Below are 18298 nucleotides of genomic sequence, written 5' to 3'. Positions count from 1 at the left end.
CGTTCAGGCGCCCTGCTCGAAGGCCCAGTACGGCTTCGACGAACCCAGCGCCGCCGCCGGCAAGGCCCATTGCAGCGGCGTACCTTCCAGCAGCAATGGCGGGCGCAGGCGCTGCGCCGGGCCCCAGGCGGTGGCCTCGATGGCCGGGTCGAGGTCGGCCGGCGCCTCCCCGGCCAGCGCCGGCAGGGCATCGGCCTGCATCCCCTGCTCCACCAGGAACTGCGCGGTGCGCGCCAGCGACAGGCGCCAGGTGCTGCCGCGCCCGCTGGCCAGGCGCCGGCCCAGGCCGCAGAGCGCGGCGGCGGCCATCAGGTAGCCGGTGGCGTGGTCCAGGGCCTGCACCGGCAGCGGCACCGGTTTGTCGGCCTGGCGCCAGCGCATGCCGGCCTCGGCGATGCCGGTGCTCATCTGCACCAGGCTGTCGAAGCCGCGGCGGTTGCGCCAGGGGCCGCTCCAGCCGTAGGCGTTCAGGCTCACGTCGACCAGCCCCGGGGCCAGGTCCTGGCGCACTTCGGCGTCGAAGCCGAGGTTTTCCAGGGCGTCGCCGCGGTAGCCGTGGATCAGCACGTCGGCGTGGCGCAGCAGTTCCTCGAAGCGCTCGCGCCCGGGCGGGTCCTTCAGGTCCAGGCGCGCGCAGCGCTTGCCCAGGCAGACCTCGGGAATCACCCCGGGCTCGTCCCAGCCCGGCGGATCGATGCGCAGCACCTCGGCGCCGAGCCCGGCGAGGAAGCGGCTGGCCACCGGCCCGGCGAGCACCCGGGTGAGGTCCAGTACCCGCACCCCGGCCAGCGGCCGTTCCGCCGTCAGGGCCCAGGCCGGCGCGGGGGCGATGGCCTGGTCCTGGCTCCAGATCAGGTCCTGCTCCGCCAGGGCCTGGCCCTGGGGGTGCGCCTTCCATTCGTCGATGGAGCGCATTTCGGCGGCGCAACCACCGGTAGCCACTACCGCATGCTCCAGTTCGGCCTTGTTCCAGGTGGCGACGCGGGCCGCCGCCTCTTCGCGGCTGGCGACCGGGCCCAGCACCCGCACCACGGCGGCGCGGTGGTGCGGGGCGTTGGTGTGCAGGCGGATCCAGCCGTCGCGGGTGGCATAGTCGCCGGCGATGTCGCCCCACATGGGCGGCAGCGCCCAGCCCTGGGGCCGCAGCGTCCAGGCGAACCAGAAGGACGCCAGGCGGCGGTCCACCTGCAGCGCCCTCGGCGACTGGCCGGCGCGCTTGAGCAAGGCCGCGGCGGCCAGGCCGGCCGTGGCGATGGAGGCGCCAGCGAGGTCGGTGACGGCGAAGGTCGAGGGCAGCCCGCCCTCGGCCTGGAAGGACAGGGACGCGGGCAGGGCCGCGTTCTCTTCCAGGGCCTGCCACAGGGCCCTGGTCATCTGGCTGGCGAGCATGCTGCACCTCGTCTGAAGAAGTCCGTGAAACGGACCCGCCAGGCAACCTTAGCCCGCCCGCCGCGCCGCCGCGAGCCGGCCTTTCGCCGCAGAGGAATCGCGGGCAATAAAAAACCCGCCGATGGCGGGTTCTTTATTGGGGCGCTAGTCCTTTAGCAATGTGCCTACCATCGCCCCACGCGCGTGAAAATTTCGTGAAGAAACTCGGGCTCAGCCGGAATAATCCAGCGCCGTCCAGGCACGGCTGAGGTCGTCGCGGATGCGGCAGGCGGACAGGTCGCCGCCCTCCTCGCCCACGCTCAGCAGGCGGGTGGCGCCGGTGCCGTCGTCGTACACCTCGGTCAGCGTCTGCAGGCGCCCGCAGTTGGGCGTGTCGATCACATAGCTGGCCACCATCGCCGAGCGCGAGCGCGGCACGCGGATGGCGTCGCGCACGATGCCGTGTTCCTCCACGCGCTTGCCGTCGGCCACCAGCACCGCCCAGGCCTCGCGGCCATCGATCACCAGGTAGGCGCCATTGGCCTTGGGGCCTTCCGCCGGCGGCTGGGCGCAGCCGCCGAGCAGGGCCAGGAGGGCGAGCACCAGCAGGGCTTTGACTTGCTTCATCACGCGTTCCTCTTCTTCGTCGTCGCCGCGGGGCGGGGCCCGGTTTCGCGGCGGCCATGGATTCTGTGAGCCAGCGAAACCATGGTAGCCACAAAATACTGTTCATGCATACAGTATTTTTCGATTATGCTTCTGTCATCGACGAAAGGCACCCTGGCAACAGGTGGCAGGCAAGGACCCGAACAGGAGCGAAAGCGATGGTGGACATCCGCCAGATGAAATACACCGTGAACCACATGGGCGTGGAGGAAGTCAGCGAAGCGGTCGCCGAGTTGCACCTCGAGGGCCTGGTCACCGAGGGCAAGACGCCCTTCTCGCGCACCCACTTCAACACCTGCTTCGCCGAGATCGAGGCGCTGCTGCAGCGCGCCGGCTACCACCGCCCGCTGGACGTGGTGGGCTACCAGGGCCAGGCCTACGCCATGTTCGACCCCACGCGCTGGGAGGCGGTGCAGGTGCTGCGCTGGCTGAAGGAATACGTGGAGGAGGCCCACAGCGAGGCGGCGGGGGCCTGAGACCTCCCCCTCCGCGGGGATGGCAAAAGGCCGCAAAGGCTTGCCGCAGAGCGGCCGGACTTGCGCACCGGGGGTTCGGCCACTAATGTCCTTGGGGCAGTTTCGCACCAGCACGCTGAATCAAGGACGAGTCCATGAGCAAGACGCTCCCCGAGGACTGGCTGTGGGCCTACCACAAACTTCGCAGCCTCTCCGTCGGCCGCACCAGTTCCGCCTTCCTCGCCACCCTCTACCACCTGCGCGGCGACACCGGCCCCTTCTACTGCAAGGGTGGGCTGAGCAAGTCGCGCCTGGTGCGCAAGGAGTCCTGAGCCTTCGCGGCACCGAGCCCTTGTAGGAGCGCGCCCTGCGCGCGAATCGCGGACGGAGTCCGCTCCTACACCATCCCACATACCACGCGTGATCGCGATGTAACCCATCCTACGAAAAGCACCTCGGCGCAGCCGGCAACGTAGGAGCGGATTCATCCGCGATCCGGCCGCCAGGCCGGCCATGCCCCGCGAACGCCACTCCCTCAGGGATACGACTGCCGCTGCCCGTTCGAACGCGTCGTCCCCGGCGTGACGTCGAACTGCACGCCATTGGGGTATTCGATGCTCTGGCGGATGCCACCGTTGGTGCCACCGCCGCTGTTGTCGATGATCACCCGGCTGGAGCCCTGTTCGTAGCTGCGCGGAACCTGGACGCCGCCGTAGCCGTCATAGCGCTGCACGCTGGACGAGCTGTCGATGCTGCCGCTGGCACCAGGGCTGACATAGATGCGCTCGATGCTGCGCACCGGCGGCTGGCCGGCCAGCGCCACCCCGGCCACCAGGCTGGCGAGCAGGCCGCAAAGCGCTCGGCTCTTCATGCGGGTCATGCTGGCTGAACCTCCGGTTAGGCTGGAAATGTTCCCAGTCTAACAACTCCAGTTTCCTACGCACCTGTTCCTTGCCATTCGATTGCCACGATTGGCAGATCGTTTCATATCAGTAAGATGCGACGATTTCTGAAAGAAGTTTCTGATGAATATTCGTCGCCAAGCACTGTTCCTCTTGCTCGCGGTCCTGCCCCTGGCCGCCTCCGCCGCCGCCCCGCGCACCTTCCAGGAAGCCAAGAAGATCGGCTGGAAGCTCTATGCCCGCCAGTCGGTGGAGTTCTATTGCGGCTGCCGCTACAAGGGCAACCGCGTCGACCTGGCCAGTTGCGGCTACGTGCCGCGCAAGAACGCCAAGCGCGCCGGGCGCATCGAGTGGGAGCACATAGTCCCGGCCTGGGTCATCGGCCACCAGCGCCAGTGCTGGCAGAGCGGCGGGCGCAGCAACTGCTCGCGGCACGACCCGGTGTACCAACGCGCCGAGGCCGACCTGTTCAACCTGGTGCCGAGCATCGGCGAGGTCAACGGCGACCGCAACAACTTCGGCTACGGCTGGCTGCCGCAGCAGGCGCCGCAGTATGGCGCCTGCCCGATGGTCATCGACTTCAAGGCGAAGAAGGCCATGCCGCGCCCGCAGATCCGCGGGATGATCGCCCGCACCTACTTCTACATGAGCGACCGCTACGGCCTGAGGCTGTCCAGGCAGGACCGCCAGCTGTACCAGGCCTGGAGCAAGCAGTACCCGGTGGAAAGCTGGGAGCGCCAGCGCAACCAGATGGTCGGCTGCGTGATGGGCTGGGGCAATCCATACGTGGGCAAGATCGACCTGCAGGGCTGCGGCAGCGCGGGCAGCGTCGCCGGGCGCTGAAAGCCAGGCGACGGCCGCCGCGCCCGGCAGTAGACTCAGCGGGCGCGCCCTGTCGCGCAGGCCTCATTTTCCCTGTCTGGAGTACCTCGCATGTCCCTGTCGATCTACCAGATTTCCGTTCCGGTGTTCATCCGCATGCTCGGCAACCTCTCGGCCATCCTGGCCAAGGCCGAGGCCCATGCCCAAGCCAGGTCCATCGACCCGACGGTGCTGCTGAACGCCCGCCTGGCCCCGGACATGTTCCCGCTGACGCGCCAGGTGCAGATCGCCAGCGACGCCGCCAAGGGCTGCGCCGCCCGCCTGGCCGGCGTGGAGATTCCCAGCTACGCCGACGACGAACAGAGCTTCGCCGACCTGCAGGCGCGCATCGCGAAGACCGTCGACTACCTCAAGGGCTTCAAGCCCGAGCAGTTCGAAGGCGCCGAGAACCGCGACATCCACATCAAGACGCCGAGCCGCGAGCTGCAGTTCAAGGGCCTGGACTTCCTGCTCGGCTTCGCCAACGCCAACTTCTACTTCCACGTCACCACCGCCTACGCCATCCTCCGCCACAACGGCGTGGAGCTGGGCAAGATGGACTTCCTCGGCGGCGCCTGAGCCCGCCCGCGGGCGCCGGCCAGGCCGGCGCCCTCCTCCCGTCAGCGTCCCGGCAGCGGCAGGCTGGTGGTCGACTTGATCTCCGACAGCGCGACTATGGAGTTGATCTCCTGGATGCCCGGCACCTGCGACAGGCGCTCGAAGAAGAAGCGCTCATAGGCCTCGATGTCCTCGGTGACGATGCGCAGCATGAAGTCCACCGCGCCCATCAGCACATGGCATTCCAGCACCTCTGGGAACTCGCGGATGGCCGCGGCGAACTCGGTGAGGTTGTTGCGGCCGTGGGTGTTCAGCTTCACCTGGGCGAATATCTGTGCGTTCAGGCCGATCTTCTTGCGGTCCAGCAGGGTCACCTGGCGGCGGATCACCCCTTCTTCCTTCAGGCGCTGGATACGCCGCCAGCACGGTGACTGCGACAGTCCGATGCGCTCGGCGATCTCGGCGGTGGAGAGGGTCGCCTCCTCCTGCAGCAGGGCGAGGATGCGCTTGTCGTAGGCATCCAGCTCGATTGGCATGATTTATTCTCCAATCCATAAATTCGCGCATAGTCTATTCCAAAACTACCGACCTTGGCGTCCATTCCGCAAAGCAAAACCCGCTTGGGCCACCGACAATGAGCCACCTCCCAGCCTTGCCGGTCACCCGCCATGAACCAAGCCGTTTCCCTGCCCAGCAGCACCACCGCCCTGCCCGCCAGCCTGCTCGACGCCGCTCCCGCCGAACGCCCCGACGGCTGGACCCGCCGCCCGGCCGATATGGCGCGCCAGGCGCACTTCGCCATCCGCGCCGAAGCCGATGCCAACGTGCTGTGCAAGCTGCTGAACTTGTTCGCCCTGCAGGGCTGGCTGCCGGCCGAAGTGCATGCCGTGCAGGCGGGTGAATGGCTGCAGGTGGACCTGCGCATCGCGGGTATGCCGGAGCAGCGTGGCGAGGTGATGGCCGAGCGCATGCGCTCGCTGGTCAGCGTGGCGACGGTGGAATTGGCGTTCAGCGGCTGCTGACGGAGCGATCTGTCCGTTCAGCGATACAGGCTGGCTTTCTCGCGTTAGCCGGAAGGCCACCGCGGGCATAGAGTCGGAACCGTCGTCCGTCCGTCAGAGACGGCGACCGCATTCTTCGTACCTTGCCCGAGATGATCGCCATGGCTCGCCCACGTCTGCTCCCCGACAACTTCACCCTGGCCCTGGTCGCCACCGTGGCCATCGCCAGCCTGCTGCCCTGCCAGGGGCAGGTGGCCACCGCCTTCGGCTGGATCACCAACCTGGCCATCGGCCTGCTGTTCTTCCTGCACGGCGCCAAGCTGTCGCGCCAGGCCATCATCGCCGGCGCCACCCACTGGCGCCTGCACCTGCTGGTGTTCGCCTGCACCTTCATCCTCTTCCCGATCCTCGGCCTGGCGCTCAAGCCGGTACTCTCGCCGCTGGTGACGCCGGACCTGTACCTGGGCCTGCTGTACCTGTGCGCCCTGCCGGCCACCGTGCAGTCGTCCATCGCCTTCACCTCGCTGGCCCGCGGCAACATCCCGGCGGCGGTGTGCAGCGCCTCGGCCTCCAGCCTGATCGGCATCTTCCTCACCCCGCTGCTGGTCCAGCTGCTGCTGGGCGTGCATGGCGACACCGGCGTCTCCACCCTCGACGCCATCGGCAAGATCACCCTGCAACTGCTGGTGCCCTTCATCGCCGGCCAGGCCCTGCGCGGCGTGATCGGCGGCTGGGTGGACCGGCACAAGCCGGTGCTGCGCTACGTCGACCAGGGCTCGATCCTGCTGGTGGTCTACACCGCCTTCAGCGCCGCGGTGATCCAGGGCCTGTGGCACCAGGTGCCGCTGACCGCGCTGGCCGGCCTGGTGGTGGTGTGCTGCATCCTGCTGGCCCTGGCGCTGCTGGCCACCAGCCAGCTCAGCCGGCGCCTGGGCTTCAACAAGGAGGACGAGATCACCATCGTCTTCTGCGGCTCGAAGAAGAGCCTGGCCACCGGCGTGCCCATGGCCCAGGTGCTGTTCGCCACCGGCAGCATCGGCGTGATCCTGCTGCCGCTGATGCTCTTCCACCAGATCCAGCTGATGGTCTGCGCGGTGCTGGCCCAGCGCTACGCCAAGCGCCAGCAGGAAAGCGCAGCGGCGGCGCAGGTGGCGCAGTCGCGCTGAGCCGAGGCGCTTTTCGCAGGATGGGTTGAGCCTTGGCGAAACCCATGCGGCCACGGCGATGGGTATCGCTTCGCTCAACCCATCCTACGGAGTGTCATATTTGCCGGAAGGTGTAGGAGCGGACTCCGTCCGCGATCGGCCAGACGCCGGCCTTGCCGGCGTAATCGCGGATGAATCCGCTCCTACGGGTGAGCATGCCAGGCTTCACGGCAACCTGTAGGAGCGCGCCCTGCGCGCGAATCGCGGGCAGGGCCCGCTCCTACACTACCTGTTGGCAACTCTTTTCGTAGGAGCGAGCTTGCTCGCGAACAAACGTGGTGCCATGCGGTTCGCGAGCAAGCTCGCTCCTACGAAGAGCATCTCGGCGTGGGCCGCAAGACAGTTACTCCTACATGGCAGGAGGAGCACCATCCTACGAGATCAGGCCACCGGCGAACGCATGGTGACGAATTCCTCGGCCGCCGTCGGGTGGATGCCGATGGTCTCGTCGAACACGCGCTTGGTGGCCCCGGCCTTGAGCGCCACGGCGATGCCCTGGAGGATCTCGCCGGCCTCCGGGCCGACCATGTGGCAGCCCAGCACCTGGTCGCTGTCGGCGTCGACGATCAGCTTCATCAGGGTCTTTTCCTGGGATTCGGTGAGGGTCAGCTTGAGCGCGCGGAAGCGGCTCTCGAACAGCTTGACGCGGTGCCCGGCGGCGCGCGCCTCGTCCTCGGTGAGGCCGACGGTGCCGATGTTCGGCAGGCTGAACACCGCCGTGGGGATCAGCTTGTAATCCACCGGCCGGTATTCCTCGGGGCGGAACAGGTGGCGCGCCACGGCCATGCCCTCGGCCAGGGCCACCGGCGTCAGCTGCACGCGGCCGATGACGTCGCCGATGGCGCGGATCGACGGCTCGCTGGTGCGGTAGGCCTCGTCGACCTTGACGAAGCCCTTGTCGCTCAAGGCTACATCGACGTTCTCCAGCCCCAGGCCGTCGAGCATCGGCCGGCGGCCGGTGGCGTAGAACACGCAGTCGGCCTCCAGCAGGCGGCCATCCTTGAGTGTCGCCAGCAGGCTGCCGTCGGCCTGCTTGTCGATGCGCGCGATGTCGGCGTTGAACTGCAGGTCCAGGCCCTTCTTCGTCAGTTCGTCGCGCAGGTGCTCGCGCACGCTGCGGTCGAAGCCGCGCAGGAACAGCTCGCGGCGGTACAGCAGGCTGGTCTGCGCGCCCAGGCCGTGGAAGATCGAGGCGAACTCCACGGCGATGTAGCCGCCGCCCACCACCAGCACCCGGCGCGGCAGCTGCGGCAGGAAGAAGGCCTCCTGGGAGGTGATGACGTGCTCCTTGCCGGGGATGTCCGGCACCTGGGGCCAGCCGCCGGTGGCGATGAGGATGTTGGCGGCGCGGAAGCGCTGGCCGTCGACTTCCACGGTGTGGGCGTCGACCAGGCGCGCGTGGCCTTCGAGCAGGCTCACCCCGCTGTTCACCAGCAGGTTGCGGTAGATGCCGTTGAGGCGGTGGATCTCGCGGTTCTTGTTGGCGATCAGGGTCGGCCAGTCGAAGCGCGCCTCGCCCAGGCTCCAGCCGAAGCCGGCGGCCTGCTGGAAGTCCTCGTGGAAGTGCGCGCCGTACACCAGCAGTTTCTTCGGCACGCAGCCGACGTTCACGCAGGTGCCGCCCAGGTAGCGGCTCTCGGCCACCGCCACGCGCGCACCGAACCCCGCGGCGAACCGCGCGGCGCGCACGCCGCCGGAACCCGCGCCAATCACGAACAGGTCGAAATCGAAAGCCATCGTCGTTCTCCACTGGCAGATGCCCGGCAGCATACCTCATCACCGCTGGCCTATCCTGCCAGCAGAGCCCACAGGAGGAAGCCGCCATGCGCCCGACCCTGACCCACCTGGCCCTGCACGTACCGGACCTGGAGGCCTGCATCGCCTTCTACGAACGCTTCTGCGGCATGCGCATGATCCACCAGCGCGAGGGCAAGGGCTCGCGCATTGTGTGGATGGCCGAGCCGGGCAAGGAGCACCAGTTCATCTTCGTCATCATGCCCGGCGGCGAGGCCCGCCACCTGGCCAGCGACGACTACAGCCACTTCGGCTTCGCGGTGGACAGCCACGAGAAGGTCGACGCCATCGCCGCCGAGGCCGAGCGCGCCGGCTGCCTGATCTGGGCGCCGCGCCAGGAGCCCTACCCTGTTGGCTATTACTGTGGCCTCAGGGATCCATCAGGCAATTACGTCGAGTTCAGCTACGGCCAACCCCTGGGGCCGGGCTCGGAAGACATGCCGATCCCGCAAGCGCCATAGCCTGGCAGCGTTTGTAGGAGCGAGCTTGCTCGCGAACCGCCCATGCACCGGAAAGAGCGTTCGCGAGCAAGAACTAGGCGTCCCCCTCGCTCCTACGAAAAGCCCACGGATCGTGCAGAGGCCGGAAACGAAGAAGCCACCCGCGGGTGGCTTCTTCGACGGACCGGGAACGCGCTGGGGTTACCAGGCCTTGCCGGTCTTGTAGAGGTTCTCGTAGCAGAAGTTGGTCGCCTCGATGTAGCCCTCGGCGCTACCGCAGTCGAAGCGCTTGCCCTTGAACTTGTAGGCCAGCACGCAGCCATCCTGGGCCTGCTTCATCAGGGCGTCGGTGATCTGGATCTCGCCACCCTTGCCCGGCTCGGTCTGCTCGATCAGCTCGAAGATGTCCGGGGTCAGGATGTAGCGGCCGATGATCGCCAGGTTCGACGGCGCTTCTTCCGGCTTGGGCTTCTCGACCATGTTGTTCACGCGGTAGATGTCGTCGCGGATCATCTCGCCGGCGATCACGCCGTACTTGTTGGTCTCTTCCGGCGGCACTTCCTGGATGGCCACGATGGAGCAGCGGAACTGGTTGTACAGCTTGACCATCTGCTTCAGGACGCTATCGCCTTCCAGGTTCAGGCAGAGGTCGTCGGCCAGGACCACGGCGAAGGGTTCGTCGCCGATCAGCGGGCGGCCGGTGAGGATGGCGTGGCCCAGGCCCTTCATCTCGATCTGACGGGTGTAGGAGAAGGTGCACTCGTCGATCAGGCGGCGGATACCGACCAGGTACTTTTCCTTGTCGGTGTTGCGGATCTGGGTTTCCAGCTCGTAGCTGATGTCGAAATGGTCTTCCAGCGAACGCTTGCCGCGGCCGGTGACAATGCCGATCTCCGACAGCCCGGCTTCCAGCGCCTCTTCGACGCCGTACTGGATCAGCGGCTTGTTGACGATCGGCAGCATTTCCTTGGGCATGGCCTTGGTGGCCGGAAGGAAGCGGGTGCCGTAGCCGGCAGCCGGGAACAGACATTTCTTGATCATGGAAGTCCTTCGACATGAACGAGGGTGTGAATGGCGCGCAGTCTAATGAGCCCGCGAGCGGCTTACAATGCCCACGCTGCGCGCCCGCCAGCGGAGGCGCAGGCCCGTCGGGAGATGGGCAACGGGTAGTCAGACCGCCGTGGCGCCGGCAAGTTCGGCCGATACTGGCAAAAAGTCAGCACCGGCTGCCCTCGGCGACCGTCTGTCGGCCTCGACCTACACACTCTGAAGGACACCGCCACGCCCCGGGCTGACCTGGCTCAGCCTTCCGGCGGATCGTCGCGGCGGAGCGATCCGGCCGTATTGACCGGATAGGGACGAGACCAGATACTGTATTTTCATACAGTATTTTGAGATTCCATCTTGCGCTGCTTCCGCCTTTCCCACCACCGGTGCCGACCATGGGCCTCGCCGTAGACCTGGGCGCGCTGCTCGACCAGCGACGCGTCTGGAAAGGCCAGGCCGGCACCGCGCCCAGCGCGGCCCAGCCCACCGGTCACGCCCGGCTGGACGCCCTGCTGCCCGGCGGCGGCTGGCCGGAGGCGGCGCTGAGCGAGATTCTCCATGGCGCCGAGGGCATCGGTGAGCTGCAACTGCTCTGGCCAACCCTGGCGCGCTTGAGCCGCGCCGGCGAGCGCGTGGTGCTGGTGGCGCCGCCGCACATTCCCTACCCCCGCGCCTGGCTGGCGGCCGGCGTCGACTTGCAACACCTGGTGTGGGTCGAGGCCAGCGGCCGCGATGCGCTCTGGGCGACCGAGCAATGCCTGCGTTCGGGCTGCTGCGGCGCCGTGCTGTGCTGGCCGCAGCAGGCCGACGACCGCGCCCTGCGCCGCCTGCAGGTGGCGGCGGAAAGCGGCCAGACGCTGGCCTTCGCCTTCCGCCCGCTGCGCGAGGCGCTCAACCCCTCGCCAGCTGCCCTACGCATGGCCCTCGAAGCCCGCCCGGCACAGCTGCGGGTGCTCAAGTGCCGTGGCGGCCTCGCTCCGGCCAATCCCCTGCCGCTGGCTGCCCTGAACTGAGGTCGCCATGCTCTGGGCCTGCATTCTCCTGCCACAGCTGGCCATGGACGCCGCCCTGCGCCAGCGCAGCGATCCCGAGGCGCCCCTCGCCCTGCTCGCCGGCCCGCCGCAGCGGCGCGTGCTGCAGGCGGTCAACCCGGCGGCCCGCCGGCTCGGTCTGCGCCCCGGCCTGTCGCTGACCGCGGCGCGCGCCCTGTGCCGCGATTTCGACTGCGCCGAGTACGACCAGGCGGCCATCCAGCGCAGCCAGGACCTGCTCGCCGCCTGGGCCTACGGCTTCAGCTCCCAGGTCAGCCAGCATTACCCGCGCGCGCTGCTGCTGGAGGTCGCCTCCAGCCTGGCGCTGTTCGGCCCCTGGCCGCGCTTCGAGGCCCGCCTGCGCGAGGAACTGCGGGCCCTGGGCTTCAGCCACCGCATCGGCGTGGCGCCCAATCCCGCCGCCGCGCGGGTACTGGTCAATGTCGGCGACGGCCTGCTGGTGGAACGGCCGCAAGCCCTGCGCAGCGCCCTCGGCCGCCTGCCCCTGGAGCGCTGCGGGCTGCCCCGGGAAAGCGTGGCCAGCCTGGCGCGCATGGGCCTGCGCAGCCTGCAGCAACTGCTCGCCCTGCCCCGCGATGGTTTGGCCCGGCGCTTTCCGGCGGAACTGCTGCGGCAGGTCGACAGCCTGCTCGGCCAGCGGCCGCTGGCCCTGGACTTCTACCGGCCGCCGGAGCGCTTCGAAAGCCGCATCGAGCTGAACTTCGACGTCGAATCGACCCAGGCCCTGCTCTTCCCCCTGCGTCGCCTGACCGGCGACCTCGCCGCCTTCCTCGCCGGGCGCGATAGCGGCGTGCAGCGCTTCGAGCTGTATCTGGAGCACCACGGCCGCAGCGACACCTGCATGCCGGTCGGCCTGCTCAGCGCCGAACGCGAGCCTGCCATGCTCTTCGAGCTGAGCCGCGGCCGCCTGGAACATTTGCAGTTGCCCGCCGCGGTACACGCCGTGCGCCTGCAGGCCGACGACCTGCCACCCTTCGCCCCCGAACGGCGCCAGCTGTTCGACGAGCGCCCCCAGCAGACGCAGCCCTGGGAGCAGTTGCGCGAACGCCTGCGCGCGCGCCTTGGCGACGAGGCCGTGCATGGCCTGGGCGCCCTCGCCGAGCACCGCCCGGAGCAGGCCTGGCAACCCCGGGAAAGCCCGCGCGCCCTGCCCTTGCCGCCCTGCGGGCCGCGCCCCGGGTGGCTGCTGTTGCAGCCACAGGCGCTGCGCGAAAGCCTGCCCAGGGTGCTCGCCGGGCCGGAGCGCATCGAGTCCGGCTGGTGGGACGGCGCCGACCCGCGCCGCGACTACTACCGGGTGCAGACCCGCGCCGGCCAGCAGGCCTGGGTCTACCGCGAGGTCGGCAGCGAGGGGCCGTGGCTGATCCACGGCTGGTTCGCATGACTCCCGCCTACGCCGAGCTGCACTGCCTGTCGAACTTCAGTTTCCAGCGCGGCGCCTCCAGCGCCAGCGAGCTCTTCGAACACGCCGCGCGCCTGGGCTACCGCGCCCTGGCGATCACCGACGAATGCAGCCTGGCCGGCATCGTCCGCGCCTGGCAGGCGGCGAAGGAATGCAAGCTGGCGCTGATCGTCGGCAGCGAGGTGCGCATCGAGGCCGGCCCCAAGCTGGTGCTGCTGGCCGAGAACCTCGCCGGCTACCAGAACCTCTGCCGGCTCATCACCCACGCCCGGCGCCGGGCCGAAAAGGGCAGCTACCGCCTGCTGCGCGAAGACCTGCAGGCCGACCTGGAGGGCCTGCTGGCGATCTGGCTGCCCGACGCGCCAACGGATACCGACGGAACCTGGCTGCGCGAACGCTTCCCGCAACGCCTCTGGCTAGGCGTCGAGCTGCACCGCGGCGCGGATGACAGCGCCCGCCTGCAAGCCCTGCTGGCCCAGGCCACCCGCCATGGCATCGCCGCCGTGGCCTGCGGCGACGTGCACATGCACAGCCGCGGCCGCCGCGCCCTGCAGGACTGCATGACGGCCATCCGTCAGCACCTGCCGGTCAGCGAGGCCGGCGCCTACCTGTTTCCCAACGGCGAACGCCACCTGCGCCCGCGGGAAGTGTTGGCCGAGTTGTATCCGGCGCCGTTGCTGGAGGAGACGGTGCGGATCGCGGGGCGCTGCAGTTTCGATTTCGAGCAACTGCGCTACCAGTATCCCCGCGAACTGGTGCCCGAGGGGCATACGCCGAAGTCCTGGCTGTGCCAGATGACCTATGCCGGCATCCGCAGGCGCTGGCCTGAGGGGGCGCGGAAGAAGGTGCTCAAACGCATCGGCAAGGAGCTGCTGCTGATCGCCGAACTGGAGTACGAGAACTACTTCCTCACGGTCCACGACATCGTCCAGTTCGCCCGCAGCCAGGGCATTCTCTGCCAGGGACGTGGCTCGGCTGCCAACTCCGCGGTGTGCTTCGCCCTGGGCATCACCGAACTGGACCCATCGCGCAGCAAGCTGCTTTTCGGCCGCTTCATCTCCCGCGAACGCAACGAGCCGCCGGACATCGACGTCGACTTCGAGCACGAGCGGCGCGAAGAGGTCATCCAGTACGTCTTCCGTCGCTATGGCCGCCAGCGTGCAGCCCTGACCGCCGTGGTCAGCAGCTACCGCGGCGCAGGCGCCATGCGCGACATAGCCAAGGCCCTGGGCTTGCCGCCCGACCAGGTGGACGCCCTGGCCGGATGCTGCGGGCGCTGGAGCGAGCAAACGCCACCCGAAGAGCAACTGCGCGAAGCGGGCTTCGATCCACAGAGCCCGGTCATGCGCAGGGTGCTGGCGCTCACCGCCGAGCTGATCGGCTTTCCCCGCCACCTGTCGCAACATCCCGGCGGCTTCGTCATTTCCGAGCAGCCATTGACCAGCCTGGTCCCGGTCGAGAACGCGTCCATGCCCGAACGCACCGTGATCCAGTGGGACAAGGACGATATCGACGCAGTGAAGCTGCTCAAGGTCGACGTACTCGCCCTCGGGATGCTCAGTGCCCTGCGCCGCTGTTTCGACCTGGTGCATCGCCTTCGTGGCACGCCGATGAGCATTGCCAACATCCCCCCGGAAGACGCGGCCACCTACGAAATGATCAGCCGCGCCGACGCCATAGGCGTGTTCCAGATCGAGTCCCGCGCACAGATGGCCATGCTGCCGCGGCTACGGCCGAAGACCTTCTACGACCTGGTGATCGAGGTCGCCATCGTCCGTCCGGGCCCGATACAGGGCGACATGGTCCACCCCTACCTGCGACGGCGTAATGGAGAGGAGCCGATCACCTATCCCTCGCCGGCCCTGGAACAGGTGTTCCGGCGCACCCTGGGCGTGCCGCTGTTCCAGGAACAGGTCATGGAGGTCGCGGTAGTGGCCGCCGACTACACCGCCGGCGAAGCCGACGACCTGCGCCGCTCCATGGCCGCCTGGAAACGCCACGGCGGCCTGGAAAAACACCGCCTGCGCCTGACCGCAGGCATGTTGAAGAATGGCTATACCGCCGAATTCGCCGCGCGCATCTTCGAACAGATCAAAGGCTTCGGCAGCTATGGCTTCCCCGAGTCCCACGCCGCCAGCTTCGCCCTGCTCACCTATGCCAGCAGCTGGCTGAAATGCCACGAGCCGGCAGCCTTCGCCTGCGCCCTGGTCAACAGTTGGCCGATGGGCTTCTACAGCCCCGACCAGGTCCTGCAGGATGCCCGCCGCCACGGTGTCGAGGTACGCCCCGTGGACGTACGCTACAGCCACTGGGACTGCAGCCTGGAGAACAAGGGCGAGGCGCAGCCGGCGATCCGCCTGGGGCTGCGCATGGTCCGCGGCTTCCGCGAGGAGCTGGCCCTGCGCATCGTCGAGGCCCGCGGGCGACGGGCCTTCGAAAGCGTCGAGGACCTCAGCTACCGGGCCGGCCTGGACGCCGCGGCCCGCGAACGCCTGGCCGACGCCGGCGCCCTGCGCGGCCTGGCCGGGCACCGCCACCGGGCGCGCTGGGCCGTGGCCGGGGTGGAGCCGCAGCTACCGCTGTTCGCCGGCCAGGATGTGATGACGGAGACCGCGGTGAGCCTGCCGCTGCCCAGCCTGGGCGAAGAAATGCTCACCGACTACGCCAGCCTGGGCACCACCCTCGGCCCGCACCCGCTGAACCTGCTGCGCGGCCAGTTGAAGGCGCTGCGCTGCCGCAGCTCCCGCGAGTTACCCGGCCTGGAGCACGGCCGGCCGGTCAGCGTCGCCGGGCTGGTCATCGGCCGGCAGCGGCCGCAGACCGCCAGCGGCGTTACCTTCGTCACCCTGGAAGACGAGTTCGGCCTGGTCAACGTGGTGGTCTGGCGCGACCTGGCCGAGCGCCAGCGGCGCGTCTTCCTGCAAGCGCAACTGCTGCAGGTGCGCGGCCGGCTGGAAAGCGAGAGCGGCGTGCGCCACGTGATCGCCGAGCAACTGGTCGACCTGACGCCCCTGCTCAGCGGCCTGGACGTGCCCAGCCGCGATTTCCGCTAGTGGCTCAGCTGGCCAGGCGGTGCAGGTTCCAGCGCACCACGCCCCAGATCGCCAGTTCGTCGCCCTCGCCGATGCGGATCGGCGGGTAGCGGTCGTTGGCCGGCAGCAGCGCGTAGCCGCCATCGATGATGTCCAGGCGGCGGATCAGCGGCTCGCCGTTCACCGCGGCCACCACCACCTCGCCGGAGCTGGCCAGGCAGGCGCGGTCCACCACCAGCAGGTCGTTGTCGTGGATGCCGGCGCCAGTCATACCATCGCCATGTGCGCGGACTATGTAGGTATGGGGCGTGTGCAGCTCGAGCAGGTCATCCAGCGACCGCGGCTGCGCCTGAAGGAACGCCGACGGATCGGCGGCGGCAGGAAGGAAAGCGGTATGAGACATGACGGGGCATCCTCGGAATACTGTACATACATACAGATACCAGAAACAATGTGAACCCGGCAAGCCATTCCCCACTCCATTGACAGCCGCCGGCAAGCGCGCCTGCGTGGTCTATCCTTCGTGTGGGGGCGAGGAGTTTCAGCATGAATCCTGGCACGTTCGTCACACTCATGATTTTCGGCTGGCTGCTGCTGGCGGGCGTCACCCTGTGGGCCTTCCTGCGCGTGCCCATGCGCAGGGCCCGGCTGCATTCGCGCAGCGAGGCCCAGGCTCACCCCCACGAGGCGCCGGCGCCCCAGGCGCAGCCGCAGGCGGCCCCGCGCAGGCGCCATGCCGGCTGGCTAACGTGGAGTCATCGCTGAAGCGGCAGCAGGCCGCCGTCATTCAGGCTTTTCGGAAACCCCGCACAGGCCCCTGCCCCGGCTTTCTCGCCCGACGGGCGAGGCTGGACAGCCCCGGAGCAGGCCGGCTCCCCCGGCTACCCGACCTCAAGCCAGGCGAATGTCCGCGCCGGTGACCTCGTCGCGCAGGGCGCGCAATTCGGCTGCATCCTGGTTCAGGTGGTGGATGGCCTTGAGCAACCGCTGGCGCAGCAGTTCGTCGGGCACTTGCTCCACGGCGCGCATCACTTCGATGGCAGTGGCTTCGTTGTTGCTGGCTACCGAGTCCAGCACCTTGCGGATGTTGCGGGCTGCACGTTGCACGTCAGGTCCTCATGACAAAGTGCGAGCACCCTAGGACAACAATATTTCTCAAAGATTTCAGCGAGTTGCATTCTGACCAATGGTCGAACGCAGGCCCCGTGCGCAAGCCGGCGGATGACGCGGCGGCAGGCATCGGCAGCGCGGCCGATTGTCACGCTGCCGAATCGGGAAGCTGGGAATGCAGAGGGGGGATTCTGGTGCTCGGAGCGGGACTCGAACCCGCAAGACCGTAAGGCCGGCGCATTTTAAGTGCGCTGTGTCTACCAATTTCACCATCCGAGCCGGGCGGGCATTGCCGAGGCCGGAAGAGCGCGGCCACCGGGCAATGTGGAAGGGCCGAGACTATACCGAGTCGACTCGTTGCGGTAAAGCCGGGGCCATGGGCGTAAGCGCTTGATGGCACAGCCGATTCCCTTCTTTCCGGGCGCCCTGCACAAGGGACTAGTCGGAATTACCGGCTTTTTGCCATCTCCCCTGTCGCATAAGCTGCCCACCCACGGGGCGGAAGGGAAGCCGACTCCGTCTTGGGCCGCATTACCCCGGATGCGGCCGCTTTTTCTTCCGCCGCCTTCCCCGGACAGCGGACCAGTGTGAACCCATTCACATAACTGTCGAAAAGCCGGCACAGAGCCATCATCGGTACAAGACTTTGACGTTCAGTGGATCACGAAACGCCAAACAGGAGAGGTCCGATGAGGCAACGTATTGCCACCCGCGTGGGCAGGTCCCTGGTCGTCATCGAAACCAAGGACATCACGCATTTCAGCGCGGAAGAAAAGTATGTGACGGCCTTCACCGCCAAGGGCCGCATCCATTTCGACGCCACCCTGAAGGCCCTGGAAATCGAGTTCGCGGAGGAGTTCATCCGCATCCATCGCAGCCACCTGGTGCGCCGCAGCCTGGTCAACAACCTGCGCTGGGACGCCTATTCGGCCAGCATCGGCATCGACGGCACGGAAACCCGCCTGCCCCTGAGCCGCCAGCGCGTCGGCGTGGTTCGCAACCTGCTGCGGGCCCGCGGCGGAGCGACCGTGATCGCCACCCTGGACGGGCCACTGCCACCTTCCATGCTGGCCAGCCCACAAACAGCCCCTGCCCTGCGGGCTGGCTGACGAAAGGGCATATCGCTCGACCACCTGCAATATCAAAGTAACATCACACATCTATACTGCACGAAGGCTGACGGACCAGCCCCCATCGGCAGTACGAAGAAGCCTCGCCTCACAGCGGGGCTTCTTCCTTTCCGCTGTCCATCGTTCGAGTGAAAACTTGCATCAGCTCAAGGTATGAGCGATTCGCATACATGCAATCGAGGATGTATGTTTATTTCGCTGTCGCGTAATGGCAATATGCCTGGCCCTCTTGCTGAGGACATGGCCGGCCGAGCAGGGACGCGACGGCCAGCCAC

Annotated in this window: 20 protein-coding genes and 1 tRNA gene; 12 read left to right on the top strand and 9 right to left on the bottom strand. The window is 67.9% G+C overall.

The window, feature by feature from the left end:
* Window positions 1-3: 3 nt before the first annotated feature.
* Window positions 4-1374 carry a CoA transferase gene (locus M8R19_RS30675; RefSeq protein WP_249920255.1) on the bottom strand — a complete coding sequence of 457 codons (1371 nt, stop codon included), beginning with the start codon at window positions 1372-1374 and terminating at the stop codon, window positions 4-6.
* Window positions 1375-1599: 225 nt separating this feature from the next.
* Window positions 1600-1995 (bottom strand): hypothetical protein, encoded by a 396-nt coding sequence (locus tag M8R19_RS30670; RefSeq protein WP_043273733.1) that lies wholly within the window; start codon window positions 1993-1995, stop codon window positions 1600-1602.
* Window positions 1996-2192: 197 nt separating this feature from the next.
* Between M8R19_RS30670 and M8R19_RS30665 the strand changes: the two genes are divergently transcribed.
* Together M8R19_RS30665 and M8R19_RS30660 are read left to right on the top strand one after the other, a co-directional pair.
* Window positions 2193-2510, top strand: coding sequence for a hypothetical protein (locus tag M8R19_RS30665; RefSeq protein WP_009619967.1), 318 nt, complete (start codon window positions 2193-2195; stop codon window positions 2508-2510).
* A 134-nt stretch (window positions 2511-2644) separates the two neighbouring features.
* Complete coding sequence (locus M8R19_RS30660; protein WP_167858368.1) at window positions 2645-2821, top strand: hypothetical protein; 177 nt, start codon at window positions 2645-2647, stop codon at window positions 2819-2821.
* Between the two features lie 203 nt (window positions 2822-3024).
* Here the strand turns inward: M8R19_RS30660 and M8R19_RS30655 are convergent, their stop codons facing one another.
* Window positions 3025-3369 carry a hypothetical protein gene (locus tag M8R19_RS30655; protein ID WP_061561560.1) on the bottom strand — a complete coding sequence of 115 codons (345 nt, stop codon included), beginning with the start codon at window positions 3367-3369 and terminating at the stop codon, window positions 3025-3027.
* Window positions 3370-3514: 145 nt separating this feature from the next.
* Here M8R19_RS30655 and M8R19_RS30650 point away from each other — a divergent pair, with 145 nt between their 5' ends.
* Both M8R19_RS30650 and M8R19_RS30645 read left to right on the top strand, forming a co-directional pair.
* The gene (locus tag M8R19_RS30650; RefSeq protein ID WP_058072321.1) at window positions 3515-4234 is read left to right on the top strand and encodes an endonuclease; all 720 of its coding nucleotides are present in this window, start codon (window positions 3515-3517) and stop codon (window positions 4232-4234) included.
* 90 nt (window positions 4235-4324) lie between these two features.
* Window positions 4325-4831, top strand: coding sequence for a DUF1993 domain-containing protein (locus M8R19_RS30645; protein ID WP_074979646.1), 507 nt, complete (start codon window positions 4325-4327; stop codon window positions 4829-4831).
* A gap of 41 nt (window positions 4832-4872) precedes the next feature.
* Here the strand turns inward: M8R19_RS30645 and M8R19_RS30640 are convergent, their stop codons facing one another.
* Window positions 4873-5346, bottom strand: coding sequence for an Lrp/AsnC family transcriptional regulator (locus tag M8R19_RS30640; protein ID WP_064582954.1), 474 nt, complete (start codon window positions 5344-5346; stop codon window positions 4873-4875).
* A gap of 132 nt (window positions 5347-5478) precedes the next feature.
* Between M8R19_RS30640 and M8R19_RS30635 the strand changes: the two genes are divergently transcribed.
* Window positions 5479-5832 carry an ACT-like domain-containing protein gene (locus M8R19_RS30635; protein ID WP_116425303.1) on the top strand — a complete coding sequence of 118 codons (354 nt, stop codon included), beginning with the start codon at window positions 5479-5481 and terminating at the stop codon, window positions 5830-5832.
* Between the two features lie 140 nt (window positions 5833-5972).
* A complete protein-coding gene (locus M8R19_RS30630; RefSeq protein ID WP_074979706.1) occupies window positions 5973-6977 on the top strand; it encodes a bile acid:sodium symporter family protein in 1005 nt (334 codons plus the stop codon).
* 420 nt (window positions 6978-7397) lie between these two features.
* Here the strand turns inward: M8R19_RS30630 and gorA are convergent, their stop codons facing one another.
* Entirely contained in the window at window positions 7398-8753 is a 1356-nt protein-coding gene (gene gorA, locus M8R19_RS30625; protein ID WP_249919845.1) for a glutathione-disulfide reductase, read from the bottom strand.
* An 86-nt stretch (window positions 8754-8839) separates the two neighbouring features.
* Here gorA and M8R19_RS30620 point away from each other — a divergent pair, with 86 nt between their 5' ends.
* Window positions 8840-9271, top strand: coding sequence for a VOC family protein (locus tag M8R19_RS30620; RefSeq protein ID WP_249919844.1), 432 nt, complete (start codon window positions 8840-8842; stop codon window positions 9269-9271).
* 180 nt (window positions 9272-9451) lie between these two features.
* On the opposite strand, the gene galU is transcribed toward M8R19_RS30620, so the two are convergent.
* Window positions 9452-10291, bottom strand: coding sequence for a UTP--glucose-1-phosphate uridylyltransferase GalU (galU, locus tag M8R19_RS30615; protein WP_009619948.1), 840 nt, complete (start codon window positions 10289-10291; stop codon window positions 9452-9454).
* Window positions 10292-10692: 401 nt separating this feature from the next.
* On the opposite strand from galU, the gene imuA reads away from it, so the two are divergent.
* The 3 genes from imuA to M8R19_RS30600 are packed head-to-tail and all read left to right on the top strand — an operon-like array spanning window position 10693 to window position 15804.
* Window positions 10693-11310, top strand: coding sequence for a translesion DNA synthesis-associated protein ImuA (imuA, locus tag M8R19_RS30610; protein ID WP_249919843.1), 618 nt, complete (start codon window positions 10693-10695; stop codon window positions 11308-11310).
* A gap of 7 nt (window positions 11311-11317) precedes the next feature.
* Window positions 11318-12733 (top strand): Y-family DNA polymerase, encoded by a 1416-nt coding sequence (locus M8R19_RS30605; protein WP_249919842.1) that lies wholly within the window; start codon window positions 11318-11320, stop codon window positions 12731-12733.
* Window positions 12730-15804, top strand: a complete 3075-nt coding sequence (locus M8R19_RS30600) for an error-prone DNA polymerase (RefSeq protein ID WP_249919841.1) — start codon at window positions 12730-12732, stop codon at window positions 15802-15804. The genes M8R19_RS30605 and M8R19_RS30600 overlap by 4 nt, the downstream gene beginning before the upstream one ends.
* Window positions 15805-15808: 4 nt before the next feature.
* Here the strand turns inward: M8R19_RS30600 and M8R19_RS30595 are convergent, their stop codons facing one another.
* Window positions 15809-16186: a LexA family protein gene (locus tag M8R19_RS30595; RefSeq protein ID WP_064582945.1), complete on the bottom strand. Its 378-nt coding sequence runs from the start codon at window positions 16184-16186 to the stop codon at window positions 15809-15811.
* 143 nt (window positions 16187-16329) lie between these two features.
* On the opposite strand from M8R19_RS30595, the gene M8R19_RS30590 reads away from it, so the two are divergent.
* A complete protein-coding gene (locus M8R19_RS30590) occupies window positions 16330-16548 on the top strand; it encodes a hypothetical protein (RefSeq protein ID WP_009619937.1) in 219 nt (72 codons plus the stop codon).
* A 126-nt stretch (window positions 16549-16674) separates the two neighbouring features.
* On the opposite strand, the gene M8R19_RS30585 is transcribed toward M8R19_RS30590, so the two are convergent.
* Both M8R19_RS30585 and M8R19_RS30580 read right to left on the bottom strand, forming a co-directional pair.
* Window positions 16675-16890 carry a hypothetical protein gene (locus M8R19_RS30585; protein ID WP_009619935.1) on the bottom strand — a complete coding sequence of 72 codons (216 nt, stop codon included), beginning with the start codon at window positions 16888-16890 and terminating at the stop codon, window positions 16675-16677.
* Between the two features lie 195 nt (window positions 16891-17085).
* Window positions 17086-17172, bottom strand: a tRNA-Leu gene (locus M8R19_RS30580).
* Between the two features lie 410 nt (window positions 17173-17582).
* On the opposite strand from M8R19_RS30580, the gene M8R19_RS30575 reads away from it, so the two are divergent.
* Complete coding sequence (locus M8R19_RS30575; RefSeq protein WP_249919840.1) at window positions 17583-18002, top strand: LytR/AlgR family response regulator transcription factor; 420 nt, start codon at window positions 17583-17585, stop codon at window positions 18000-18002.
* Window positions 18003-18298 lie beyond the last annotated feature (296 nt).

It is taken from the genome of Pseudomonas sp. R3.Fl, assembly GCF_023516765.1.
Lineage (GTDB): Bacteria > Pseudomonadota > Gammaproteobacteria > Pseudomonadales > Pseudomonadaceae > Pseudomonas > Pseudomonas citronellolis.
Note: the sequence above shows the minus strand (reverse complement) of the source record. Positions and strands in the feature narration are given on the sequence as shown.